This is a genomic window from Citrobacter sp. MGH 55 (assembly GCF_016906145.1).
In the GTDB taxonomy this organism is placed as follows: Bacteria; Pseudomonadota; Gammaproteobacteria; order Enterobacterales; family Enterobacteriaceae; genus Citrobacter_A; species Citrobacter_A amalonaticus.
In genome coordinates this window covers 3,250,473-3,273,047 of sequence record NZ_CP070239.1, presented here as the reverse complement: position 1 = coordinate 3,273,047, position 22,575 = coordinate 3,250,473, and the positions used below count along the sequence as shown (strand labels likewise).

The following is a 22,575-nucleotide window of genomic DNA, read 5'->3' as shown; positions in this document are numbered from 1 at the left end:
AAAATGACACCCGAATCGGTCATGATGATTGGCACTGAGGCCATGAAAGTTGCCCTCGCGCTTGCCGCCCCCCTGCTGCTGGTCGCACTGGTGACGGGGCTTATCATCAGTATTTTACAGGCCGCCACGCAGATTAACGAAATGACACTGTCGTTTATCCCGAAAATCGTGGCGGTGTTTACGGCGATTATCGTGGCCGGTCCGTGGATGCTGAATTTGCTGCTGGATTACGTGCGCACGCTGTTCACCAACCTGCCATACATCATCGGGTAAGACGACGGATGTTGCAGGTAACCAGCGATCAATGGCTGCAGTGGCTGAGCCTCTATTTCTGGCCGCTGCTGCGCGTACTGGCGCTAATTACTACCGCTCCGATCCTCAGTGAACGTGCCGTCCCCAAACGGGTAAAGCTGGGGCTGGGGATCGTTATTACCCTCGTCATTGCCCCTTCGTTGCCGCCTAACGACGTGCCAATTTTTTCGTTTAATGCGTTATGGCTGGCGATGCAGCAAATTCTGATCGGCATCGCGCTCGGCTTTACCATGCAGTTTGCCTTTGCGGCGGTGCGTACGGCGGGTGAGATTATCGGTCTACAGATGGGGCTTTCCTTTGCCACCTTTGTCGATCCGGCAAGCCATCTGAATATGCCGGTGCTTGCCAGAATCATCGATATGCTGGCGATGCTGCTGTTCCTGACCTTTGACGGTCATCTGTGGCTGATTTCGCTGCTGGTCGACACGTTCCACACCCTGCCCATTGGCGGTAATCCGGTGAACAGCAACGCGTTTCTGGCGCTGGCCAGAGCGGGCAGCCTGATCTTCCTCAACGGGTTGATGCTGGCGCTGCCGGTCATCACCATGCTGCTAACGCTGAACCTGGCACTGGGATTACTAAATCGTATGGCGCCGCAATTATCCGTATTTGTGATTGGTTTTCCGCTTACCCTGACCGTGGGCATCGCGTTAATCGCGGCATTAATGCCGTTGATTGCGCCGTTTTGTGAACACCTATTTAGCGAAATTTTCAATTTATTAGCTGATATTGTTAGTGAATTGCCCGTTAATAATAGTCCATAATGTTTATCTTGTTATTCTAAGGATTATCCTAAAGTCATTCAGTAAAAACATCTACCAGGATAACTCTCACGCGCTTTATTTGTTTTTATCTCACTCACATAACGCAACATTTACTTTACTTTAAGACAATTCCAGGCAAATTATACGTAACTTTACGGGATAGTAAGTCCGCCTGAAAACCGCAAACGCGTCTCATTAGGTGAAGCATTCGGTTCCGTTAAGTTGTGTGAGATATTCGGGTAAGGGGAATTATCGTTACGCATTGAGTGAGGGTAAGCCATGTCAACGATTATTATGGATCTATGCAGTTACACCCGGCTAGGTTTGACCGGGTATCTGGTAAGCAGAGGGGTGAAAAAAAGGGAAATCAACGACATCGAGACCGTTGACGAACTCGACATCGCTTGTGATACACACCAACCTTCTGTGGTGTTTATTAATGAAGACTGTTTTATCCATGACCCAGCCAACAGTCAGCATATAAAGCAAATCATTAATCAGCATCCCAATACGTTATTTATTGTTTTTATGGCAATTGCCAATGTGCATTTTGATGAATATCTGTTAGTCAGAAAAAACTTATTGATCAGTTCAAAGTCAATAAAGCCAGAATCCCTGGACGATCTCCTTGGCGATATTCTGAAAAAAGAGACGGATTCCGCCAGTGTAATAAATTTACCGACGTTATCATTAAGTCGTACTGAGTCCAGCATGCTGCGCATGTGGATGGAAGGCCAGGGAACAATTCAAATTTCGGATCAAATGAATATCAAGGCAAAAACGGTGTCATCCCATAAGGGGAATATAAAACGAAAGATAAAGACGCATAACAAACAGGTTATCTATCATGTCGTCAGACTAACCGATAACGTGACCAACGGTATCTTTGTTAACATGCGATGAGACGTCCCGACTGGTGGATGTCCCACCAGCCGGGTTTACATCGGCTGTCGCAATCCTACTCTGCCTTCTCCACAAAGATACCATCCTGATGCCCTGACTCATTAAAGAACCAGATGCCGAGCGGGTAGTCTTCCAGCGAAACCAGGTACATTGTGCCTTCACTAAACTCTTCCACTGCCAGTACCACGCCAGGACGACGAGAACCGCCGTCCGTTTTGACTGTGACCCGATCATTCACCTTCATCATTATCCTCCTGTGGCTTTGTGCCAGTGTAGAACAAAAACCGCTGCCTGACAGCGTCTGAGCAGTTCGATTGCGGGTTTTCTCAACGGTCTATACTTAGTCTGTGGCACGGTGAATGACGAGGTTGAAATGAAGACCGCGAAAGAGTACAGCGATACCGCAAAACGTGAAGTCAGCGTCGATGTTGACGCGTTGCTGGCGGCGATTAATGAAATCAGCGAGAGTGAGATCCATCGTAGCGGAAACGACCCGGACAGAGTCAGTGTGGATGGCCGTGAGTATCATACATGGCATGAATTGGCCGAGGCGTTTGAGCTCGACATCCATGATTTTAGCGTGACAGAAATTAATCGATGAGCTGCAGCGAAAAAAATCCCGACCCTGACGGGTCGGGATGAAACTTGCTTATGCAAGAAGCACTTGAAAATTCGTTACACCAGGAAATCTGATGTACGCTAAACCTTATCCGCAATTTTTTTGCATGACAAGCAAATATTTTTCAGACAAATGATTAATCCTTCTAATGGTTGGGGCGGACCGGCTGCCAGCGCGCCTGATGACGGGATCGATCCCATTCCCCCTTCAGGCCAAACACCCTGTTTTTAGGATTTATCCAGAATACGGCGACCCACGTGACAGGAATAAAAATGCTTTCACTCGACGCTCCATTGCTGATTTTTACCGATCTGGATGGCACGCTGCTGGACAGTCACACTTATGACTGGCAGCCTGCCGCCGCCTGGCTCGCCCGACTGCGTGAGAAAAATATTCCGCTGATCCTGTGCAGCAGCAAAACGGCAGCGGAAATGCTGCACATCCAGAAGTTACTCGGCTTACAGGGATTGCCGCTGATTGCTGAGAATGGCGCCGTGGTTGAACTGGACAGCCGTTGGCAGACGCATCCTGACTTCCCGCGACAGATAGCCGGCGCCTCACATGCTGAAATTAGCGCCGTGATTAACAAACTTCGTACCCGATCCTCGTTTAAATTTACGACTTTTGATGATGTCGATGAGTCCACCATCGCCGAGTGGACTGGCCTGACGCATGCCCAGGCCAGCTTAACGCGCCTGCATGAAGCTTCAGTCACGCTGATCTGGCGCGACAGCGATGAGCGTATGGTCGACTTCACCCGACAGCTAAATGACCTGGGATTACAGTTTGTTCAGGGCGCGCGATTCTGGCATGTCCTGGATGCCAGCGCTGGAAAAGATCAAGCTGCAAACGGGCTGATTGCCCAATATCAGCAACAGGGGAAGCGACGTCCGGTCACCGTCGGACTGGGCGATGGCCCGAATGACGCGCCACTGCTGGAGGCGATGGATTACGCCGTCATCGTGAAAGGCTTAAGTCGCGAAGGGGTAATTTTACGCCCCGACAGCACCGTACAGGTTTACCGCACGCAGCGAGAGGGACCGGAAGGCTGGGACGAAGGCATGACCCATTTTTTCGCCACGCCTTAGCCTTTATCCGAGACACAGACCCGGTTACGGCCTGCCTGTTTTGCCAGGTAGAGTCTACGGTCCGCCAGTGACTGGAGCTGCTCAAAATCATAGTCTCCGGTCTCCTGGGTACTGCTCACCCCGAGTGAGGCGCTAATCCGCAACGTGGCACTTTTCGCCACCAGAATCTCTTTCTCATTCAGCCGCAGGCGGATACGTTCGGCTATCTGCTCCGCCTGCGCCAGTGAAGTTTCCGGCAGGACTACACAGAACTCCTCCCCGCCGACTCGTCCCGCGACATCATAAGTACGCAATGTCCCGCTGATTAAGCCTGCGGCATGCGTTAACACCCGATCCCCGGCCTGGTGACCAAAGCGATCATTAATACTTTTGAAGTGGTCCAGATCGATCTGAATAACCGACAGCGGTTGTTTTTGCGTTCGGCAACGCTGAGTCAAGTGCTTAGCTTTTTCAAACAGCGCGCCGCGGTTATACAAGCGGGTCAGCGTATCGTGCCAGGCCTGCCACTGAAGTGAACTTTGCAGCACAAACATATTGCTAACCATTTGACGGATGACCACCCAGGAGATGATCAGCATCGCGGTGAACAGCGCCCACAGTAACGCCAGTGCAATACTGATGCTGCCGAAATCGCCGTGTACCCCTTCGCTTAAGGTATGTACCCGCACCAGTACGCCATCGAAATGATCCAGACGTTGCCAACTGATGTAGCGGCTCCCCATGCGCAAACCGCCTACGGTATCCTGCTCGATATCGTGCGCAAGCATCGCCAGTTCGCGCTCATCAAAGGTGTTCGCATTTCTCAATTCCGCCGAGGAACCGGCCAGCAGCTTCAGTCTGCTGTCATAGAGTTGATACACCCCCTCCACGTCCTTATCGATGGCTTCATCCATAAACCGTTCGACTGCCGACACGGGGATGGTCATCGCCAGCACGCCAAGCCAGTAAAAGTGATAATCCAGCGGTACGCTAACGGTCACGCGCTGCTGCTCGTAAGAGAGATCGGGTGACGGCGTGGTGAACCAGCGTACGCCGCGCATGCGGTTTTTTCGCTGCGACTGCTCGGTAAACCAGGGTTGGATCACGTAGTCGTAATATCGGGTAGTAATATCGCTGGACAGCGATGTCGGTAACGTGGAGACGTAAAAGCCCGCGCGCGAGACATACATCGCCTGTTGCGACATCGATGTACGGATGATCGCTAAACGCAACAAATAGCCCACTTCCAGCGCGGCGGTCAGCTCGTTATTCAGCGATTGATCGTCACGCGAGAGCAACTGAGTTTGACTTACAAACGCATCAGAAACGCCATTCAGCGGCAGTGTCCGTCGCTTATCCAGCTCAAGTTGCCAGACGCGTGAATGACGCAACTGCTCAAAATGGGTAACCGCATCTCTTAAGACCGAAAACCCCAGCGGGGTGATCAGCGCCTCATGCATCCCGTCACGCAGAAACAGCAGCTTATCCACATTGAATTGCAACTGCTTGTCGAGCGAGTTGGCGACATTTTCCAGATGATTACGCTGGCTGGAGATATAGGCGTCTTCCAGGACGACCACTTCCCGCCAGGTCAGAAGAGTCGAAAAAAACATGACAATAAGAAAGCAGAGATTCACGACGTGGCCAGGGCCGAGTCGCCGCGCCAACGTTTTCAGCCAGCCCCCGTTTTCCATCGTTGCTTCGTGCGGCACTCTGCCCACTCCCTACTCGCTGTTGCTTTCCTAATCCTGGCATAACGCAGTACGTTACGTATTGTTGCCGTCACGCATTTTTTAAGAAAACGCCCGACATCCGCCGGGCGTTTTGTCATCAGGCTTCATCACACCGTCTACAGGTAGCGCCAGCGACGAGTTCATACTCATGGAATGCCTCTCGCTTGACGCCAAACCCATCATACCACCGACACTCCACCATACCGCTGGAATAGCCGGTGACAATCATACGCGGACCGCCCTCTTTCACAGTCACTTCCTCACTGACCAAAAAAACCATGTTACCTCCTGTATCCAGTGAACGTTTTCACCTTAGACGAGGATGTCCTGTTTTGCCTCATTCTGAGGAAGACTTTTAGTGCGCAACCCCGCGCATTCTGGCAACGGCTTTCACCAGCAGCACAACGATGGCACCGATGATAAACCCCAATACCAGATTCAGCAGCGTCGGTAAAATCAACGCCACCACAGCATTTTGCTGCTGGGCAAACTGTTCAATGGCATGATGCAACGGCGCAATACCGTGTACCACAATTCCCCCGCCCACCAGGAACATGGCCAGCGTACCCACCACCGACAGTGATTTCATCAGCCACGGCGCGACAACCAGCAGCCCTTTCCCTAATGTCTGCGCCAGCACGCTGGTTTTTTCTGCCAGCCAGTACCCCATATCATCCAGCTTAACGATGAGACCAACCAGACCATAAACGCCAATGGTCACCACCAGCGCGATGCCTGACAAAACCAGCACCTGGTTGAGCAACGGCGCCTCGGCCACAATCCCGAGCGTGATCGCCACGATCTCTGCCGAGAGTATAAAGTCGGTTCGCACTGCGCCTTTGATTTTATCTTTCTCAAACGCCAGCGGATCCTGCGCCGCCAGCGCTTCCAGCCGCCGCTGTCGCTCAGCCGGATCTTCTTTGTGTTTTCGCGATTCGAAGGTGTGCAGGACTTTCTCCACGCCCTCAAAACAGAGGAAGGCGCCGCCAATCATCAACAGCGGTGTAATCGCCCAGGGAATAAAGGCGCTGATGAGCAGCGCCAGCGGCACCAGGATCACTTTGTTAACCAGCGAGCCTTTCGCAACGCTCCAGACCACCGGCAACTCGCGGTTTGCTCTTACCCCCGTCACCTGCTGCGCGTTAAGCGACAGATCATCCCCCAGTACACCAGCGGTTTTCTTCGCGGCCAGTTTGCCCATCATCGAGATGTCATCCAACAGCGTGGCGATATCATCGAGTAAGGTCAGTAAGCTACTTCCTGCCAAAATTATTCCCTCATTTTTTTATTCTTGAAGCGTTAAGTATGGAGTAAAACACGCGAGGCCGAAACTGGTGTTATTCGTCAACATTTTTTTAACAAGATGCATGAATTATATCGCTCGCCAGCCTGATAGTTTTCGCGTTTACTATGTCGCTTGTTAGCGTTTTTCACGTGAGGGATTATGCGTTTCAGGCAGTTGTTACCGCTTTTCAGCGCGCTGTTCGCGCTGTATATCATCTGGGGTTCCACCTATTTCGTCATCCGTATCGGTGTGGAAAGTTGGCCGCCGCTGATGATGGCTGGCGTGCGCTTTCTCGCCGCCGGAGGACTGTTAACCGCCTTTTTACTACTGCGCGGCCATAAACTGCCGCCGCTTCGTCCTCTGCTTAACGCGGCGCTGATTGGTATTTTACTGCTGGCCGTCGGCAACGGTCTGGTTACCCTGGCGGAGCATCAAAACGTCCCTTCCGGGATCGCGGCGGTCGTGGTGGCGACGGTGCCGCTATTCACTCTGTGCTTTAGCCATTTCTTTGGCATTAAAACCCGCAGGCTCGAATGGCTGGGGATTGCGATTGGGCTGGCGGGGATCGTGATGCTCAACAGCGGTGGTAATCTGAGCGGCAATCCGTGGGGGGCGATATTAATTCTGATCGGTTCGATCAGTTGGGCGTTTGGCTCCGTCTACGGTTCGCGTATTACGCTACCGGTAGGGATGATGGCCGGCGCAATAGAGATGCTCGCCGCCGGGATCGTACTGATGTGTGCCTCACTGCTCAGCGGTGAAAAACTAACCGTGCTGCCGTCGCTGTCAGGCTTGTTGGCGGTCGGCTACCTGGCGTTGTTTGGTTCCATCATTGCCATCAATGCCTATATGTATTTGATCCGTAACGTCAGCCCCGCGCTGGCAACCAGTTATGCCTATGTGAATCCGGTCGTTGCGGTGTTACTGGGGACGGGACTGGGAGGTGAACGTCTGGCGCCGATTGAATGGCTGGCGCTGGGGGTCATTGTCTTTGCGGTCGTTCTGGTCACGTTGGGGAAATACCTTTTCCCGGCCAAACCGATGCCTGACGCGGTGGAAAACAAAAAAACGTTACAGTAAATGCATCCCCTGAGTGTCGATCTGTGCGGGCGCGCCGCCGCCGCAGATCCACTCTTCAAGACGTTCTGACAGCGCAGCGTCGCTAAGCTTTTCCCGTCCGCGTAGCGCACATTCCCAGACGATCAGCACCCGCCAGCCCAGTTCCTGTAAATGCTGGATATCGCGGCGATCGCGCGCCACGTTTTTACCAATCTTATCCAGCCAGAAATCGGTGCGCGTCGCGGGCACTTTGAACAGATAACAGTGATGGTGGTGCCAGAAACAGCCGTGGGTAAAAATGACACAGCGATACTCATCCACCACAAAATCAGGACGACCGGGTAGTGAAGCATCCTGAACGCGATAGTCGAGCCCCTGCTCCGTCAGCAGCCCCGCCAGTCGTTTTTCGATAGCCGTATCGCGGGTTGCAATGGCCCGCATGTTTTTACTGCGCGTTGCCTTATCGTGAACGTCCGCCATGAGCGCTCTCTTGCTGCCGTAACGCGACCGCCGCATTAATGTTCTCTTCCAGCAATTTCGCCACGGCGGCGAACGCGGGCACGACCACCGAGTTTCCAAACTGGCGATAGGCCTGGGTGTCAGAAACAGGGATACGGAACTGGTATCCCTGCGGCGACTCGAAGCCCATTAGTCGTGCGCACTCTCTCGGCGTCAGGCGACGTGGACGATGCTGTTGATTTTGCGGATCGTCGAAATTCACTTCCCCGGTGGCGAAATCCCAACCGCGGTCTACCAGAATTTCAGCACCATCTTTGTAATAGCGCGCGGAAAGCGTTCGCGTCACGCTATTCGGATTCGCGGGATCGACCATGCCGTAGCCAAAACCGTTACCTTTCGCCTGATGTTTTTTCGCGTAGCGGTAGAGATATTTCCACAGTACAGGCGTCAACACATATTTGGCTTCAACCACTGGTTCCAGTAATTCCGCCAGCGTCGTCCGCCGCGGCGGGTAACGTGTGCTGATGTTACGCAGGGTAAAATCGCGCTTCAGGTTCAGATCGCGACGAAACCCGACTAGCACGATGCGTTCCCGGTGCTGCGGCAAAAAATGTTTGCCGTCGATGATTTTCGGATCGTCCGGGCCATTATCCTCTGCATCGGCAACGTCGTAACCCAGAGCGTCCAGCGTCTGCATAATAATGCGGAACGTTTTGCCCTGATCGTGGCTCTTCAGGTTTTTCACGTTTTCCAGAACAAAAATCGGTGGACGGCGGGCATCGATGATTCGTACAACGTCAAAGAACAGTGTTCCCTGAGTATCGCAGGCAAAACCGTGGGCGCGTCCCAGCGCATTTTTCTTCGACACCCCGGCAAGGGAAAACGGCTGGCACGGAAAGCCTGCCAGCAGGACATCATGTTGCGGTACATGCTGACGAATATGGTCCGCCGCCTGACTGTCGCTGACGCCTTCGCGATGGCTGAGCGTGATGTCGCGAATGTCTTCATTAAAGTGATGGCTGGCCGGGTCGCAGTAATAGTTCGCTTTATAGGTACGCACCGCATGTTTGTTCCACTCGCTGGTAAACACACACTGCCCGCCTATCGCCTCAAATCCGCGACGGATACCGCCAATACCGGCAAAGAGATCGATAAAGCGGAAGGCATAGTGCGGATGGTGCGCTGGCGGCGTGGGCAACAGGGTACGCAAAAACCCCGACTCTCGTTCGCTTAATCGGTGCCAGGCGGAGGCATTCGCCACCACGCGCTTTAAAATGGCCGGACTCCAGTGGTTCTCGCCGATTCCATTCAGGTGAGCCACCAGCGTTTTAACATCATAAATTTCCAACAATTTCGCCAATAACGCCTGCGCAACGTCTGCATTGCTGTCTGTTGCGGGAACCAGCGAACCTGTTACTGAAAGATTTTGCTGCATATCGTTAACCGACCAAAAAAGAGTGGCGTCAGGTTAACATAAAATTGGCCTCACGAGTGGCTGGGACTGAACGTGCGGATCACCGCCGGATCGACAGATTCGTATTCCCCTTTTAGCTCCGCGCTCAGTTTTGCCATGTAGTTCACCAGGAAACCGGCATTATGCCGGGCGAGTTCCCGGCCACGCTCGGTTTGCATGGTGTCGGGCAACGCCAGTAATTTGGTCTGGAAGTGATCAAGGGCAAACTGTTTATCGTTGAGCGCTCGTCGCTCGGCGAAGGGGTCTTCGCCATCAAAAAGCGCCACGCCTAACGCGCCGGAAACCGCAAAGACACGCGCCAACCCAATCGCGCCCAGCGCTTCAAGTCTGTCTGCATCCTGAACAATTTTCGCTTCCAACGTGAGGGGGGCAATATTTGCGCTAAAACTGTGGGCTTCAATCGCATGGCAAACCGACGCCAGTTGCGACTCGGGGAAAGCAGGAAAATCACGGATGAGGAGACGGCGGGTTTCTGCCGCCGCCAGGACCGACGAGCGATGACGATCCGGATGATTTTTGGCAAGGCTGACAATGTCATGAAAATAACACGCGGTCAGCACGACCAGCTCATCGACCTGCTGCCCCTCCATCAACTGTCGGGATGTCGCCCAGACGCGGCGGAAGTGAAAAATATCATGCGCGGCGTCCTGCCGGGTGTGATGATGGCATAGCCATGCTTCAAATTGTGATTGCCAGTGCTGAAGATCCACAGTGCCTCCCGTACGTTAAGAAAGGCTACAGTAGCAAGTTTCTCCAGCAGCTTCACGTTGGCTGACGACGCGGGCGCGTATACCAGGCGATGCCGCCAAGAATCAACCCCACCAGCCCAAGTACCAGAAACCCCAGCAAAGCCCCCATCCATTTTCCGCTGGTTGAGCCAAGCGAACTTTCAAATCCGGCAACCGGAATTGACTGGATGTGGCTGATCACCCAGGCATAACGAAGCATGGCCCAGACAAAATAGACGCAGAAAGCGTAAAACACCCACAATGCCAGTTTACCGCCCAGACTCCGCGTTGCTCTTTCTTCCATACTGCTCAAAGGAAACTCCATTTTTGTGACGTAACTCGAAAGATTTTTTTTGCTGTTTTTTGTGATTATAGTCACATTTTCCCGTTATGTGCGTCACAATATAATCACGAATCATTGATTTTGCAGATGTATTGATCCAGGGCAATTTTAGTTATGTCACAAAACACTCTGTTATTTCCGCTTATTTTCAAACATCTCCTGACTCCTGTTTATTTACTCATATCATAAATTAATAAAACGCCAATCCATCAACCTGGTTTTAGTTTTATACTAATCATGGCACTATAAACGTGTTATTAGCCTTTTTATCATTTAATCATTTTTTTATAACCGGCATTTATGCCGGTTTTTTTTAATTATCACATTCGGCAAACGTGTACGATTGCCATCTGGAAAACATTCAATCCATCAATATCAAAACAAAAAAGCATAAATAATTGATATTAAATCATAAAAATCATGAATTTGTTTTATATTTATCATGCAATATGAATTATAAATATCCACAAAGAAACATTTAGAAATATTTAAAATACAATTGTTACATGTTATTTTTAAAATAAAATGAACTCCTGGAATAGTATCCAGACGTGCTCTTCTGGAAAGCTGCACTTATTCATAAAGATTATTATCATAAGGGAATACATAATGAAAAGAAAAGTATTGGCCATGCTCGTTCCAGCATTATTGATTGCTGGCGCAGCCCATTCTGCTGAAGTCTATAATAAAGACGGTAATAAACTGGACCTCTATGGGAAAGTGGATGGACTGCACTACTTCTCAGACAACACTGACAGTGATGGCGACATGTCCTATGTGCGTCTGGGCTTCAAGGGTGAAACCCAGATCATGGATCAACTGACTGGTTACGGTCAGTGGGAATATAACATTAACGCAAGCGGCACCGAAGGTGACAAAGGCGATTCCGCAACGCGTCTGGGCTTCGCGGGTTTAGGTTTCGGTCAGAATGGTACCTTCGACTATGGTCGTAACTACGGTGTGGTTTATGACGTCGAAGCGTGGACTGATATGCTGCCGGAATTTGGTGGTGACTCCTACACCCAGACCGACGTCTATATGCTGGGTCGTACTAACGGCGTAGCCACCTACCGTAACAAAGGCTTTTTTGGTCAGGTTGATGGCCTGAACTTCGCGCTGCAGTATCAGGGCAACAATGAAGGCGCAAGTTTTGGCCAGGAAGGCTCAGGCAATAGCACATATCGTAAACTGGCCCAGGAAAACGGCGACGGTTTCGGTATGTCCACCTCTTATGACTTTGACTTCGGTTTAAGCCTGGGTGCAGCCTATTCTTCATCTGACCGCACGGATGATCAGGTTTCTCGTGGATATGGCGATCGTTCTCGTGCCAACAACTACGCCGGTGGTGAAACAGCTGAAGCCTGGACCATTGGCGCGAAATATGACGCGAACAATATCTATCTGGCCACAATGTATGCCGAAACCCGCAACATGACCTATTACGGCGGCGGTAAAGGTGAAACCAATGGCGGTATTGCCAACCAGACCAAAAACTTTGAAGCGGTTGCACAGTACCAGTTCGATTTCGGTCTGCGCCCTTCTATCGCCTACTTGGTATCTAGAGGGAAGGAACTGGGTGGTCAGGATCATGATGGTGATGGTAACCCACGCTACACCGACAAAGATCTGGTGAAATATGTTGATGTAGGTATGACTTACTACTTCAACAAAAACATGTCCACCTACGTTGATTACAAAATCAACCTGCTGGATAACGATGACCACTTCTATGCAGACAACGGCATCGCGACCGATGACATCGTTGCTGTGGGCTTAGTGTATCAGTTCTAATCGCCAGAATAATTCCAGGCCCGCTTCCGGCGGGCTTTTTTGTGCCTGAAATGTCACTCAGTATTGAGCTTGTCGCCATTTTCCCGCATCCAGTCAGCCAGAGGCGCCAGCGCGCTATGCATGGTCAATCCCAATGGCGTTATCTGATACTCAACGCGCGGTGGAATTTCCGGATAAATTGTACGTGACACCAGTCCGCGTAACTCAAATAAACGCAGCTGTTTTGTCAGCTCTTTTTGCGTAATGGGGGCTGCTGCCCGCAATAACTCGCCGAAACGCACCGGGGCATTCAGTACGATCAGACGGTACAAAATCGGTATTGCCCACTTTCCGGAGACCAGACTGACGAAGCGAGTCATCGGACAGGGTTGATGCTGAACATTTTTCTCCGTTACACCGTCGGCTGATTCCGCCATAGCACACCTCTTGCCTCTTTAGTATCCATTTGGTACCTGGTTTCCTTTAGATACTAACGTTTCTATAGTGCATTCTCCAGAGACAATTCAGGAGAAGTAAAATGGGTCGCTTAACAGGTAAATATACGCTCATTACAGGCGGGACCAGTGGTATTGGTCTGGCAACTGCGCAGGAGTTTATTGCCGAAGGCGCGCATGTCGCTGTCACAGGACGCAATCCCGGCACGCTCGCTCAAGCCCAACGCATTCTGGGTGACAGCGCATGGGTGATTGCCACCGATGCCGGGGATATTCAGGCACAAAAAGGGCTGGCAGAAACCCTCGCTTCGCGTTGGCCGGGGCTGGATGCCGTTTTCGTCAATGCGGGTGACGTCACGCATGGACTGATCGAAGAGTGGGATGAGGCAAAGTGGGACCGCCTGATGCAAATCAATCTAAAGGGGCCTTTCTTTTTGCTGCAGGCACTGCTGCCACTTCTGAATAATCCCTCTTCCGTGATCCTTTGCGGCTCGGTCAGCGCGCATATTGGTCTGCCAACCAGCAGCGTTTATGCCGCCAGTAAGGCCGGATTATTATCGCTCGCACGCACACTATCGGCAGAACTCTTACCCCGGGGAATACGCGTTAATGGCTTAAGCCCAGGCCCAGTTTCCACACCCGCGCTCAATAAGCTGGGACTTAGTGAAGAAGCGCAGCGCACGCTGCAAAGTGACATTGCCAGCCTGGTGCCTCTGGGACGCATGGGTACGCCAACGGAACTGGCGAAGGCCGCGCTCTATCTGGCATCTGATGAGTCGGGTTATACCGTAGGTACGGAACTACTGGTAGATGGTGGAACCGGCAATCTGTGATTCCAGGCTTCCTGGCTGTTCGTGATAGTCATTGAAAATGTGACGAACATAATGGCGCTGAAGGGAACTTCGGCGTTATATCTCTGTTCGTTTTACTCAACGGGACGTGCGTCACTGACAACAGGAAGGGTAAGTGCTTGAATAGTGGCGGAGAGAGGGGGATTTGAACCCCCGGTAGAGTTGCCCCTACTCCGGTTTTCGAGACCGGTCCGTTCAGCCGCTCCGGCATCTCTCCGTTTTGATGGTTGCCATCATGCCAGGTAATTTGGCATTTTAACAGACCCTGTCCCTTCAATTTTGTTCAAGTGACGAGTTTGCGAGCAAATCGATGATTAAGTGGCCCTGGAAAGCACAAGACACCGCACAAAATGAGTCTGCTCAGTGGGAGGAAGCCCTTGCAATCCCCCTGCTTGTGACCCTGACCGCGCAAGAACAAGCCAGACTCATTGCGCTGGCAGAGCGATTCCTGCAACAAAAAAGGCTGGTCGCCCTTCAGGGTTTCGAACTCGACTCGCTGAAAAGCGCGCGCATCGCCCTGCTTTTCTGTCTGCCGGTTCTGGAACTGGGTATCGAATGGCTGGATGGCTTCCATGAGGTGCTGATCTACCCTGCGCCCTTTGTCGTCGATGACGAATGGGAAGATGATATTGGTCTGGTCCACAACCAGCGCGTTGTTCAGTCCGGACAAAGCTGGCAGCAAGGACCAATCATCCTGAACTGGCTGGATATTCAGGACTCCTTCGACGCCTCCGGATTTAACCTGATTATTCATGAAGTTGCCCATAAGCTGGACATGCGCAATGGCGATCGCGCCAGCGGCATCCCGCTGATTCCTCTGCGGGAAGTCGCCAGTTGGGAGCACGACCTGCACGCCGCAATGAACAATATTCAGGATGAAATTGATCTGGTGGGTGAAACGGCATCGAGCATTGATGCCTATGCGGCGAGCGATCCGGCGGAATGTTTTGCGGTCCTGTCAGAATATTTCTTCAGCGCCCCGGAACTCTTTGCGCCACGGTTCCCCGCGCTGTGGCAACGTTTCTGCCAGTTCTATCAGCAGGACCCTCTGCAACGCCTTCGTGATAACGAAGACGATGACCCATTTGACCCTGCGCAGGTTCACTGATCCTCCATTTTGGGGATTAATTAACCACTTGAAAAAGCGTGCTAATTTTACTGTTGACACGCCGTAGCGAGGTCAGTATTATGCGCCTCGTTCACACGATTCCTCTGTAGTTCAGTCGGTAGAACGGCGGACTGTTAATCCGTATGTCACTGGTTCGAGTCCAGTCAGAGGAGCCAAATTTAAAAAGCCCGCTTTTTAGCGGGCTTTTTGCTTTATATCTGATAATCAATCGCCACGTCATCAGGCTCCATCACCTGCCGCTTGATATCCTCCACGGACAATCCCGCATTACACAGTTCGATAAATCGCCAGACGTAGTTGCGCTGGAGTTGCCCGCGCTTCAGTCCCAGCCAGACAGTATTGGCGTCAAACAGATGCCGGGTATCCAGCCGCGTCAGCGCCCCCTCTTCCTGTTCACCGCTGGACTGTTCCGCCACCAGACCAATCCCCAGTCCTAACGCGACATAGGTTTTAATCACATCGGAATCCTGCGCGCTGAGAACAATATCCGGCAGCAGACCTTTACGGGCAAAAGCTTCATCAATGCGGGAACGCCCGGTGATCCCTTGCCGATAAGTGATCAGCGACCAGTGGGCGATCGACTCCAGCGTGAGCGGCGAAACCAGGGTCAATGGATGATTATTCGGCACTAACAGGCTGTGATGCCAGCGGAACCAGGGGAAAGCAACCAAAAGAGGATCGTTGCTCAGCCGTTCGCTGGCAATACCAATATCCGCCCCGCCATTTTGTAATAACGTCTCTATTTCCTGCGGCGTTCCCTGAATTAATTCCAGACGAACTTCCGGGAATAATTCGCGGAAGGCTTTGATCACCCCCGGCAGACTGTATCGCGCTTGCGTATGCGTCGTGGCGATAGTTAACACGCCCGAGGTGTCATTAGTGAACAAATCCGCCAGTCGGCGTACGTTACTGGCTTCATTTAAAATGCGCTCGGCGATAACCAATAACGCCTTACCTGGCTCGGTCATGCCAAGCAAACGCTTGCCCCTACGGATAAATATCTCGATCCCAAGCTCATCTTCTAACTCGCGAATATGCCGACTCACCCCTGACTGAGAGGTAAAGAGCATATTGGCGACCTCCGTCAGGTTGTAATCCTGACGGGCTGCCTCACGGATAATTTTTAGCTGCTGGAAATTCACTTGTTGCTCCGGATACATCAGACATGCCGCTATTGTTAAAGTCAGATGTCCGGCATAACAAATAATAAAAACCTGCATCTTATTCCGTCATGGAATAACGTTTAGCTGACCAACTGCAACTCGCGGTTATCCAGTGCCGGACTGCTCACCAGCGACATCAGGATCTCTTTCACCGCCTGTGCCTGCGGTGACAAACTCCCTCTTGCTGACATATTCAGCGACAGCGAAAGATTCATCGACGGCGAAGTAATGCGTGCCATCCAGCCATTTGCCGCACCACACAGAGAACGCGCGGCGGATTCCGGTAGCACCGTCACGCCCATGCCGCTGGCAATCGCTGCGGTCAGCGTGGCTATCGACTCAATCTCGCCGATGACTTTCGCCGTTAAACGCCGCAGTGAGAAGGCTTCATCAACCCGCAACCGGACTGCGCTGTAGTCACGAGGGAGAAAAAGATTCATCTGTGCAACAGCGGTAAGGTCTACACTCTGCCCCGGGCAATCACGGGTACCAACAAGGAAGAGGTCTTCTTTGAGCAGAGGTTGGCTGGTAATGCCTGCCTGTGGAGAACGCTCGTAGAGCACCGCCATATCCAGGTGACCACTCAACAATTTATCGTTCAGTACGGCCCCACTGTTTTCATGCAGATACACCAGTACCTCGGGCAGTTCTGCGCGCACCGCCTGTAGCAGCGGCATGGTGACTGACGACGCGGCAGTGCCCGGCGCAAGACCGATCGACACCTGTCCCGTTAAGGTTTGCCCAACATTACAGACAGCTAACTGCGCCTGTTCACACTGACGAAGGATCGTCCGCGCATGGGTGTAGAGGATTTTTCCCGCTTCAGTCGGCGTCACCCCTCGTTTAGTGCGAATGAGCAATTGCTGATTGAGCTCGCCTTCCAGAGTGGCAACCTGCTGACTCAGCGCGGGCTGTGCGATATGCAATACTTCAGCGGCCTGTGTCAGGCTACCAATATCGACAATTTTCACGAAATATTTCAATCGTCTGAAGTTCATTTTGCCTCCTGTCCGGAATGCCAGAACCCATGCTGGCAGTGATGTCAGGAGAGAATTGCAAGATGCTTGCCAGTTTCGGATAAGAGGAGGAATTGGTGTTAAATCGCCGTAAAATAAGCATTTATGATTGTTATCGGTAATATCGATTCCCGTCAGCGGTTTCCGATCTGCCCCATCCGGGGTAGACACGCACCAGAATGGGGCAAAGCCCACCGGAGACCGAAAGTTCACCGCTTTGCTGGTTTTGTCAGCAAACAGACGCACAATCGCATTTCCCCCTTTGACAACCCCAATCGTCGTCGCTAATATGCGCCTCGTTCACACGATTCCTCTGTAGTTCAGTCGGTAGAACGGCGGACTGTTAATCCGTATGTCACTGGTTCGAGTCCAGTCAGAGGAGCCAAATTTTGAAGAGCCCGCTTTTTAGCGGGCTTTTTGCTTTTTCGGACGCCATATCCGCTTCATTTTCCTGTTCTGCCCTTTGTGGATTAAAAATCGTTTTCTCTTCCTGTCTGTCGCGGTAGTCTCATAACAACCACTTATAGGTTGGCCGCAATGTGTGTGACTCTTATTCCCATACTAATAATAAAATCAGTACAGACAGGATTACTATGGATTCCACCCTCATCTCCACCCCCTCCGTAAAGGAAACCCCATCGCTTAATCGCGCCAGACGTGCCGCGCTGGGCAGCTTTGCCGGTGCCGTCGTCGACTGGTACGATTTTCTGCTTTATGGCATTACCGCCGCACTGGTCTTTAACCGTGAGTTTTTCCCGCAGGTCAGCCCGGCAATGGGTACGCTTGCCGCATTTGCCACCTTTGGTGTCGGTTTCCTGTTCCGTCCGCTGGGCGGCGTGATCTTCGGCCACTTCGGCGATCGCTTAGGCCGTAAGCGGATGCTGATGCTCACCGTCTGGATGATGGGTATTGCCACAGCATTGATTGGCATTCTTCCTTCATTCGCCGCTATTGGTTGGTGGGCGCCGGTACTGTTAGTACTGCTGCGCGCGATTCAGGGATTTGCGGTCGGCGGTGAATGGGGCGGTGCCGCATTACTCTCCGTAGAAAGCGCGCCGGAAAACAAAAAAGCGTTCTACAGCAGCGGCGTACAGGTGGGCTACGGCGTCGGCCTGCTGCTTTCCACAGGCCTTGTGTCATTGATCAGTTATCTGACGACCGACGAGCAGTTCCTGAGCTGGGGCTGGCGTATTCCGTTCCTGTTCAGCATCGTCCTGGTGCTTGGTGCGTTATGGGTGCGAAACGGGATGGAAGAGTCAGCAGAATTTGAACAGCAGAAACAGCAGGGGCCTGAAGAGAAAAAGCGCCTGCCGGTGATGGAAGCGCTCGTACGCCATCCGGGTGCCTTTTTAAAGATTATTGCGCTCCGTCTGTGCGAACTGCTGACTATGTACATCGTTACCGCATTCGCCCTGAATTACTCGACGCAAAACCTCGGCCTGCCGCGTGAGCTCTTTCTGAATATCGGCCTGTTGGTCGGAGGGTTAAGCTGCCTGACCATCCCCTGCTTTGCCTGGCTGGCAGACCGCTTTGGCCGTCGGCGCGTCTATATTACCGGTGCGTTGATTGGCACGCTAAGCGCATTTCCGTTCTTTATGGCTCTCGAATCACAGTCGATTTTCTGGATTGTGTTCTTCTCGATCATGCTTGCTAACATTGCTCATGACATGGTGGTCTGCGTGCAGCAACCGATGTTCACCGGCATGTTCGGTGCAGGATATCGCTACAGCGGGGCTGGCGTGGGTTATCAGGTTGCCAGCGTGGTGGGCGGCGGATTCACCCCCTTCATCGCCGCGGCGCTGGTTACCTTCTCCGGTGGCGACTGGCACAGCGTGTCTATCTACCTGCTGGCAGGCTGCCTGATTTCAGCCGCCACCGCATTGCTGATGAAAGATAAGCAACACGCCTGAGTTCTCTGCGAGGGCCATTCGGCTCTCGCCTCTTCTCTAAAACTCTGACTTTTGTTTCACATTCCGGTGACATACTATCGGGTGAGCAGTACACCTGTAGAACAAGGAGACACAGATGAAGAGTAAGGGCTCCAGCCTGACGCCTGCACAAGCGCTGGAAAAACTTGATGCACTCTACGAGCAGTCGGTTCAGGCGCTACGCAGTGCCATTGGCAAGTACATTGAAACGGGGGAACTTCCCGATCTCACCGCCCGGAGTAAAGGTCTTTTTGTTTATCCATCGCTTTCTGTTACCTGGGATGGCAATGCCACCAATCCCCCGAAAACCCGTGCTTATGGGCGTTTTACTCATGCAGGTTGCTATACCACGACCATCACCCGTCCGGGACTGTTTCGCCCCTATCTGGAAGAACAGCTCACGCTGTTGTATCAGGATTACGACGCGCAGATCACCGTCGAGCCATCACAGCATGAGATCCCCTATCCGTACGTAATTGACGGTTCTGAGCTCACACTTGACCGCTCAATGAGCGCTGGGCTAACCCGCCATTTCCCAACCACCGAACTGGCGCAAATTGGTGATGAAACCGCAGATGGCATCTATCATCCCGTCGAGTATTCTCCCCTGTCGCACTTTGACGCACGACGGGTCGATTTCTCACTCGCCCGGTTGCGTCACTATACCGGCACGCCGGTGGAACATTTTCAGCCGTTCGTATTGTTCACCAACTACACCCGCTATGTGGATGAGTTTGTGCGCTGGGGATGCAGTCAAATTCTCGATCCGGACAGCCCATATATTGCGCTTTCCTGCGCCGGAGGCATCTGGATCACCGCTGAAACGGAAGCGCCCGAAGAAGCCATTTCCGATCTGGCCTGGAAGAAACACCAGATGCCCGCCTGGCATCTGATCACTGCCGACGGTCAGGGGATCACGCTGGTAAATATTGGCGTAGGCCCGTCTAACGCCAAAACAATTTGCGATCATCTGGCGGTTCTGCGCCCGGATGTCTGGTTGATGATTGGTCACTGTGGCGGCCTGCGTGAAAGCCAGGCGATTGGCGATTATGTGCTTGCCCATGCCTATCTGCGTGACGATCAGGTGCTGGATGCGGTACTGCCGCCGGATATCCCCATTCCAAGCATTGCAGAGGTACAGCGCGCCCTGTATGACGCGACGAAGATGGTCAGCGGTATGCCTGGTGAAGAGGTCAAACAGCGCCTGCGTACCGGAACGGTGGTGACCACCTCCGATCGCAACTGGGAATTGCGCTACTCCGCCTCTGCGCTACGTTTTAACCTGAGTCGCGCCGTGGCAATTGATATGGAAAGCGCCACCATCGCCGCACAAGGTTACCGTTTCCGAGTGCCCTATGGCACCTTGTTGTGCGTTTCGGATAAACCGCTGCACGGTGAGATCAAACTGCCCGGTCAGGCAAACCGTTTCTACGAGGGGGCCATTTCCGAACACCTGCAGATTGGTATTCGCGCCATTGACCTGCTGCGTGCTGAAGGCGACCGTCTGCACTCCCGCAAACTGCGCACCTTCAACGAGCCACCATTCCGTTAAGAAGAACCAGAGGAAGAAAGCAAAAAGCCCGCTAAAAAGCGGGCTTCTTAAATCTGGCTCCTCTGACTGGACTCGAACCAGTGACATACGGATTAACAGTCCGCCGTTCTACCGACTGAACTACAGAGGAATCGTTGTGGAGGCTTATCTTAGCGGCGAAAAAACTTTTGTCAAACCCCATTTCCGACATGCACGGTTAATTGGCGCTTCTCTCAACAATTTGTTGCAATTGCAGAGATTTAATCGGCAAAAAACTTTGCAGCTTTTCCGTTTCTCCCTCATCATTTGAAATGAGGTTTCAACTTTCTTCTCTAAGGTCCATTTTGAACGTCTCCGCTGCCCTACGTCAGGCCGTCACCCGCACGCCCTGGTATGCCAAACGCAAGAGCTATAAGGTACTTTTCTGGCGCGAAATTACCCCACTTGCTGTGCCTATTTTTCTGGAGAATACCTGCGTTTTGCTGATGGGCGTACTCAGTACGTTTCTGGTCAGTTGGTTGGGTAAAGAAGCGATGGCGGGCGTCGGTCTCGCTGACAGCTTCAACATGGTAATTATGGCTTTTTTTGCCGCTATCGATCTGGGGACGACGGTGGTGGTGGCCTTTAGCCTCGGTAAACGTGACCGCCGACGCGCCCGTGCTGCGGCCCGACAATCTCTGGTGATTATGACGCTGTTTGCCGTGATCCTGGCGGCGGTGATTCATTACTTTGGCGCGCAGATTATCAATGTAGTGGCAGGTGAAGCGACAGCGGAAGTGAAGGCGCTGGCGCTGACTTACCTGGAATTAACGGTTCTTAGTTATCCTGCCGCCGCGATTGCTCTGATTGGTAGCGGCGCGTTGCGCGGCGCGGGCAATACAAAAATTCCGCTGCTGATAAATGGTGGGATGAATATCCTTAATATCATTATCAGTAGCATCCTGATTTACGGAGTATTTTCCTGGCAAGGGCTCGGCTTTGTCGGCGCAGGACTGGGCCTGACTATTTCGCGCTATATCGGCGCGGTTGCCATTATCTGGGTGCTGATGATTGGCTTTAACCCGGCGCTGCGCATTCCGCTGAAAAGTTATTTTAAACCGCTGAACTTCGCCATTATCTGGGAAGTGATGGGGATTGGTATCCCGGCCAGCATTGAATCGGTACTGTTCAACGGCGGCAAGTTATTAACGCAGATGTTTGTCGCCGGGATGGGCACCAGCGTCATTGCCGGTAATTTCATCGCATTCTCCATTGCCGCGCTAATTAACCTGCCAGGAAACGCGCTGGGGTCGGCATCCACCATTATTACCGGAAGACGTCTTGGAAACGGACAGATTGCCCAGGCGGAGATTCAATTGCGCCACGTGTTCTGGCTTTCCACGATTGGCCTGACCGCGATTGCCTGGCTGAGCGCGCCGTTTGCCGGGCTGATGGCCTCGTTTTACACCCGCGATCAGGAGGTAAAAGACGTGGTTGTCATCCTGATTTGGCTCAACGCGGCGTTTATGCCGATCTGGGCTGCTTCCTGGGTTTTACCTTCAGGGTTTAAAGGCGCGCGCGATGCACGTTTCGCCATGTGGGTATCGATGCTGGGAATGTGGGGCTGTCGAGTGGTTGCTGGTTATACGCTGGGGATTGTACTTGGCTGGGGTGTTGTCGGGGTCTGGATGGGAATGTTCTTCGACTGGGCGGTACGTGCAGCGCTGTTTTACTGGCGTATGGTTAGCGGACGTTGGCTGTGGAAATACCCGCGCCCGGAACATCAAAAGCTGACAAAATCACCCGTTGCGTCTGAATAAACAACGAAATGAGGAATATTTCGACAAACGATCGCGACGGTGCATTCAGGCTTTGACAACGGCAGTGGGCGTCGCTAATATGCGCCCCGTTCACACGATTCCTCTGTAGTTCAGTCGGTAGAACGGCGGACTGTTAATCCGTATGTCACTGGTTCGAGTCCAGTCAGAGGAGCCAATTTCTTGTTTT

At 52.4% G+C, this 22,575-nt stretch carries 24 protein-coding genes and 5 tRNA genes; 16 read left to right on the top strand and 13 right to left on the bottom strand.

What is annotated here, in order from left to right:
- Positions 1-3 precede the first annotated feature (3 nt).
- The 3 genes from fliQ (at position 4) to rcsA (ending at position 1,979) form a co-directional block, all read left to right on the top strand.
- The gene (gene fliQ / locus JTI98_RS13215) at positions 4-273 is read left to right on the top strand and encodes a flagellar biosynthesis protein FliQ (protein ID WP_044257593.1); all 270 of its coding nucleotides are present in this window, start codon (positions 4-6) and stop codon (positions 271-273) included.
- 8 nt (positions 274-281) lie between these two features.
- A complete protein-coding gene (fliR, locus tag JTI98_RS13210; RefSeq protein WP_044327623.1) occupies positions 282-1,076 on the top strand; it encodes a flagellar biosynthetic protein FliR in 795 nt (264 codons plus the stop codon).
- A 279-nt stretch (positions 1,077-1,355) separates the two neighbouring features.
- Positions 1,356-1,979: a transcriptional regulator RcsA gene (rcsA, locus tag JTI98_RS13205; RefSeq protein WP_043000281.1), complete on the top strand. Its 624-nt coding sequence runs from the start codon at positions 1,356-1,358 to the stop codon at positions 1,977-1,979.
- 55 nt (positions 1,980-2,034) lie between these two features.
- On the opposite strand, the gene dsrB is transcribed toward rcsA, so the two are convergent.
- Positions 2,035-2,223: a protein DsrB gene (dsrB, locus tag JTI98_RS13200; protein WP_042318262.1), complete on the bottom strand. Its 189-nt coding sequence runs from the start codon at positions 2,221-2,223 to the stop codon at positions 2,035-2,037.
- Between the two features lie 129 nt (positions 2,224-2,352).
- Here dsrB and yodD point away from each other — a divergent pair, with 129 nt between their 5' ends.
- Entirely contained in the window at positions 2,353-2,580 is a 228-nt protein-coding gene (gene yodD / locus JTI98_RS13195; RefSeq protein ID WP_042318260.1) for a YodD family peroxide/acid resistance protein, read from the top strand.
- Positions 2,581-2,870: 290 nt separating this feature from the next.
- Positions 2,871-3,686, top strand: coding sequence for a mannosyl-3-phosphoglycerate phosphatase-related protein (locus JTI98_RS13190; protein WP_216081354.1), 816 nt, complete (start codon positions 2,871-2,873; stop codon positions 3,684-3,686).
- On the opposite strand, the gene dgcQ is transcribed toward JTI98_RS13190, so the two are convergent.
- The 3 genes from dgcQ to JTI98_RS13175 form a co-directional block, all read right to left on the bottom strand.
- Entirely contained in the window at positions 3,683-5,377 is a 1,695-nt protein-coding gene (gene dgcQ, locus JTI98_RS13185) for a cellulose biosynthesis regulator diguanylate cyclase DgcQ (RefSeq protein WP_046401522.1), read from the bottom strand. The two genes, JTI98_RS13190 and dgcQ, sit on opposite strands and share 4 nt — an antisense overlap.
- Before the next feature lie 118 nt (positions 5,378-5,495).
- Positions 5,496-5,678, bottom strand: coding sequence for a YodC family protein (locus JTI98_RS13180; protein WP_043000278.1), 183 nt, complete (start codon positions 5,676-5,678; stop codon positions 5,496-5,498).
- Positions 5,679-5,753: 75 nt separating this feature from the next.
- Positions 5,754-6,671: a DUF808 domain-containing protein gene (locus tag JTI98_RS13175; protein WP_090049404.1), complete on the bottom strand. Its 918-nt coding sequence runs from the start codon at positions 6,669-6,671 to the stop codon at positions 5,754-5,756.
- Between the two features lie 171 nt (positions 6,672-6,842).
- Between JTI98_RS13175 and yedA the strand changes: the two genes are divergently transcribed.
- Positions 6,843-7,763 carry a drug/metabolite exporter YedA gene (gene yedA, locus JTI98_RS13170; RefSeq protein ID WP_216081353.1) on the top strand — a complete coding sequence of 307 codons (921 nt, stop codon included), beginning with the start codon at positions 6,843-6,845 and terminating at the stop codon, positions 7,761-7,763.
- Here the strand turns inward: yedA and JTI98_RS13165 are convergent.
- From JTI98_RS13165 to drpB, 4 genes are read right to left on the bottom strand one after another with little or no spacing between them, the layout of a single operon-like run.
- Positions 7,755-8,222, bottom strand: coding sequence for a very short patch repair endonuclease (locus tag JTI98_RS13165; protein ID WP_044257588.1), 468 nt, complete (start codon positions 8,220-8,222; stop codon positions 7,755-7,757). The two genes, yedA and JTI98_RS13165, sit on opposite strands and share 9 nt — an antisense overlap.
- Positions 8,203-9,636: a DNA cytosine methyltransferase gene (locus tag JTI98_RS13160; protein ID WP_058588238.1), complete on the bottom strand. Its 1,434-nt coding sequence runs from the start codon at positions 9,634-9,636 to the stop codon at positions 8,203-8,205. The genes JTI98_RS13165 and JTI98_RS13160 overlap by 20 nt, the downstream gene beginning before the upstream one ends.
- Before the next feature lie 50 nt (positions 9,637-9,686).
- Positions 9,687-10,385: a phosphohydrolase gene (locus JTI98_RS13155; protein ID WP_044327628.1), complete on the bottom strand. Its 699-nt coding sequence runs from the start codon at positions 10,383-10,385 to the stop codon at positions 9,687-9,689.
- 52 nt (positions 10,386-10,437) lie between these two features.
- Positions 10,438-10,707, bottom strand: coding sequence for a cell division protein DrpB (gene drpB, locus JTI98_RS13150; protein ID WP_072200637.1), 270 nt, complete (start codon positions 10,705-10,707; stop codon positions 10,438-10,440).
- A gap of 648 nt (positions 10,708-11,355) precedes the next feature.
- Between drpB and ompC the strand changes: the two genes are divergently transcribed.
- A complete protein-coding gene (ompC, locus tag JTI98_RS13145; RefSeq protein WP_216081352.1) occupies positions 11,356-12,537 on the top strand; it encodes a porin OmpC in 1,182 nt (393 codons plus the stop codon).
- 53 nt (positions 12,538-12,590) lie between these two features.
- Here the strand turns inward: ompC and JTI98_RS13140 are convergent, their stop codons facing one another.
- Entirely contained in the window at positions 12,591-12,953 is a 363-nt protein-coding gene (locus JTI98_RS13140; protein ID WP_216081351.1) for a helix-turn-helix domain-containing protein, read from the bottom strand.
- A 101-nt stretch (positions 12,954-13,054) separates the two neighbouring features.
- Between JTI98_RS13140 and JTI98_RS13135 the strand changes: the two genes are divergently transcribed.
- Entirely contained in the window at positions 13,055-13,804 is a 750-nt protein-coding gene (locus tag JTI98_RS13135) for an SDR family oxidoreductase (protein WP_044326746.1), read from the top strand.
- Between the two features lie 145 nt (positions 13,805-13,949).
- Here the strand turns inward: JTI98_RS13135 and JTI98_RS13130 are convergent.
- Positions 13,950-14,039, bottom strand: a tRNA-Ser gene (locus tag JTI98_RS13130).
- Positions 14,040-14,132: 93 nt separating this feature from the next.
- Here JTI98_RS13130 and mtfA point away from each other — a divergent pair.
- Together mtfA and JTI98_RS13120 are read left to right on the top strand one after the other, a co-directional pair.
- A complete protein-coding gene (mtfA, locus tag JTI98_RS13125; RefSeq protein ID WP_043000268.1) occupies positions 14,133-14,930 on the top strand; it encodes a DgsA anti-repressor MtfA in 798 nt (265 codons plus the stop codon).
- 100 nt (positions 14,931-15,030) lie between these two features.
- A tRNA-Asn gene (locus JTI98_RS13120) sits at positions 15,031-15,106 on the top strand.
- Between the two features lie 36 nt (positions 15,107-15,142).
- On the opposite strand, the gene cbl is transcribed toward JTI98_RS13120, so the two are convergent.
- Positions 15,143-16,093, bottom strand: a complete 951-nt coding sequence (gene cbl, locus JTI98_RS13115; RefSeq protein ID WP_216082247.1) for an HTH-type transcriptional regulator Cbl — start codon at positions 16,091-16,093, stop codon at positions 15,143-15,145.
- Between the two features lie 101 nt (positions 16,094-16,194).
- The gene (gene nac, locus JTI98_RS13110) at positions 16,195-17,112 is read right to left on the bottom strand and encodes a nitrogen assimilation transcriptional regulator NAC (RefSeq protein ID WP_044266804.1); all 918 of its coding nucleotides are present in this window, start codon (positions 17,110-17,112) and stop codon (positions 16,195-16,197) included.
- A gap of 327 nt (positions 17,113-17,439) precedes the next feature.
- Here nac and JTI98_RS13105 point away from each other — a divergent pair.
- The 3 genes from JTI98_RS13105 to JTI98_RS13095 all read left to right on the top strand — a co-directional run bounded on the left by JTI98_RS13105 (position 17,440) and on the right by JTI98_RS13095 (position 20,610).
- A tRNA-Asn gene (locus JTI98_RS13105) sits at positions 17,440-17,515 on the top strand.
- A gap of 208 nt (positions 17,516-17,723) precedes the next feature.
- Positions 17,724-19,040, top strand: a complete 1,317-nt coding sequence (shiA, locus tag JTI98_RS13100) for a shikimate transporter (protein WP_216081350.1) — start codon at positions 17,724-17,726, stop codon at positions 19,038-19,040.
- A gap of 115 nt (positions 19,041-19,155) precedes the next feature.
- A complete protein-coding gene (locus tag JTI98_RS13095) occupies positions 19,156-20,610 on the top strand; it encodes an AMP nucleosidase (RefSeq protein ID WP_043000265.1) in 1,455 nt (484 codons plus the stop codon).
- A 54-nt stretch (positions 20,611-20,664) separates the two neighbouring features.
- Here the strand turns inward: JTI98_RS13095 and JTI98_RS13090 are convergent.
- Positions 20,665-20,740: transfer RNA gene (locus JTI98_RS13090), tRNA-Asn, on the bottom strand.
- Positions 20,741-20,746: 6 nt separating this feature from the next.
- Here JTI98_RS13090 and JTI98_RS21445 point away from each other — a divergent pair.
- From JTI98_RS21445 to JTI98_RS13080, 3 genes are all read left to right on the top strand, one after another.
- Complete coding sequence (locus tag JTI98_RS21445; protein ID WP_371811889.1) at positions 20,747-20,899, top strand: DUF5951 family protein; 153 nt, start codon at positions 20,747-20,749, stop codon at positions 20,897-20,899.
- A gap of 1 nt (position 20,900) precedes the next feature.
- Positions 20,901-22,388, top strand: a complete 1,488-nt coding sequence (locus JTI98_RS13085; protein ID WP_044266802.1) for an EmmdR/YeeO family multidrug/toxin efflux MATE transporter — start codon at positions 20,901-20,903, stop codon at positions 22,386-22,388.
- A 99-nt stretch (positions 22,389-22,487) separates the two neighbouring features.
- Positions 22,488-22,563, top strand: a tRNA-Asn gene (locus tag JTI98_RS13080).
- Positions 22,564-22,575: the final 12 nt, after the last annotated feature.

What these genes read in the sequence shown, in the direction of transcription:
- fliQ (WP_044257593.1), top strand. Translation starts at nt 4, where the DNA reads ATGACACCCGAATCGGTCATGATGATTGGCACTGAGGCCATGAAAGTT.
- fliR (WP_044327623.1), top strand. Translation starts at nt 282, where the DNA reads ATGTTGCAGGTAACCAGCGATCAATGGCTGCAGTGGCTGAGCCTCTAT.
- rcsA (WP_043000281.1), top strand. Translation starts at nt 1,356, where the DNA reads ATGTCAACGATTATTATGGATCTATGCAGTTACACCCGGCTAGGTTTG.
- dsrB (WP_042318262.1), bottom strand. Translation starts at nt 2,223, where the DNA reads ATGAAGGTGAATGATCGGGTCACAGTCAAAACGGACGGCGGTTCTCGT.
- yodD (WP_042318260.1), top strand. Translation starts at nt 2,353, where the DNA reads ATGAAGACCGCGAAAGAGTACAGCGATACCGCAAAACGTGAAGTCAGC.
- JTI98_RS13190 (WP_216081354.1), top strand. Translation starts at nt 2,871, where the DNA reads ATGCTTTCACTCGACGCTCCATTGCTGATTTTTACCGATCTGGATGGC.
- JTI98_RS13180 (WP_043000278.1), bottom strand. Translation starts at nt 5,678, where the DNA reads ATGGTTTTTTTGGTCAGTGAGGAAGTGACTGTGAAAGAGGGCGGTCCG.
- yedA (WP_216081353.1), top strand. Translation starts at nt 6,843, where the DNA reads ATGCGTTTCAGGCAGTTGTTACCGCTTTTCAGCGCGCTGTTCGCGCTG.
- JTI98_RS13165 (WP_044257588.1), bottom strand. Translation starts at nt 8,222, where the DNA reads ATGGCGGACGTTCACGATAAGGCAACGCGCAGTAAAAACATGCGGGCC.
- JTI98_RS13160 (WP_058588238.1), bottom strand. Translation starts at nt 9,636, where the DNA reads ATGCAGCAAAATCTTTCAGTAACAGGTTCGCTGGTTCCCGCAACAGAC.
- drpB (WP_072200637.1), bottom strand. Translation starts at nt 10,707, where the DNA reads ATGGAAGAAAGAGCAACGCGGAGTCTGGGCGGTAAACTGGCATTGTGG.
- ompC (WP_216081352.1), top strand. Translation starts at nt 11,356, where the DNA reads ATGAAAAGAAAAGTATTGGCCATGCTCGTTCCAGCATTATTGATTGCT.
- JTI98_RS13140 (WP_216081351.1), bottom strand. Translation starts at nt 12,953, where the DNA reads ATGGCGGAATCAGCCGACGGTGTAACGGAGAAAAATGTTCAGCATCAA.
- JTI98_RS13135 (WP_044326746.1), top strand. Translation starts at nt 13,055, where the DNA reads ATGGGTCGCTTAACAGGTAAATATACGCTCATTACAGGCGGGACCAGT.
- mtfA (WP_043000268.1), top strand. Translation starts at nt 14,133, where the DNA reads ATGATTAAGTGGCCCTGGAAAGCACAAGACACCGCACAAAATGAGTCT.
- nac (WP_044266804.1), bottom strand. Translation starts at nt 17,112, where the DNA reads ATGAACTTCAGACGATTGAAATATTTCGTGAAAATTGTCGATATTGGT.
- shiA (WP_216081350.1), top strand. Translation starts at nt 17,724, where the DNA reads ATGGATTCCACCCTCATCTCCACCCCCTCCGTAAAGGAAACCCCATCG.
- JTI98_RS13095 (WP_043000265.1), top strand. Translation starts at nt 19,156, where the DNA reads ATGAAGAGTAAGGGCTCCAGCCTGACGCCTGCACAAGCGCTGGAAAAA.
- JTI98_RS13085 (WP_044266802.1), top strand. Translation starts at nt 20,901, where the DNA reads ATGAGGTTTCAACTTTCTTCTCTAAGGTCCATTTTGAACGTCTCCGCT.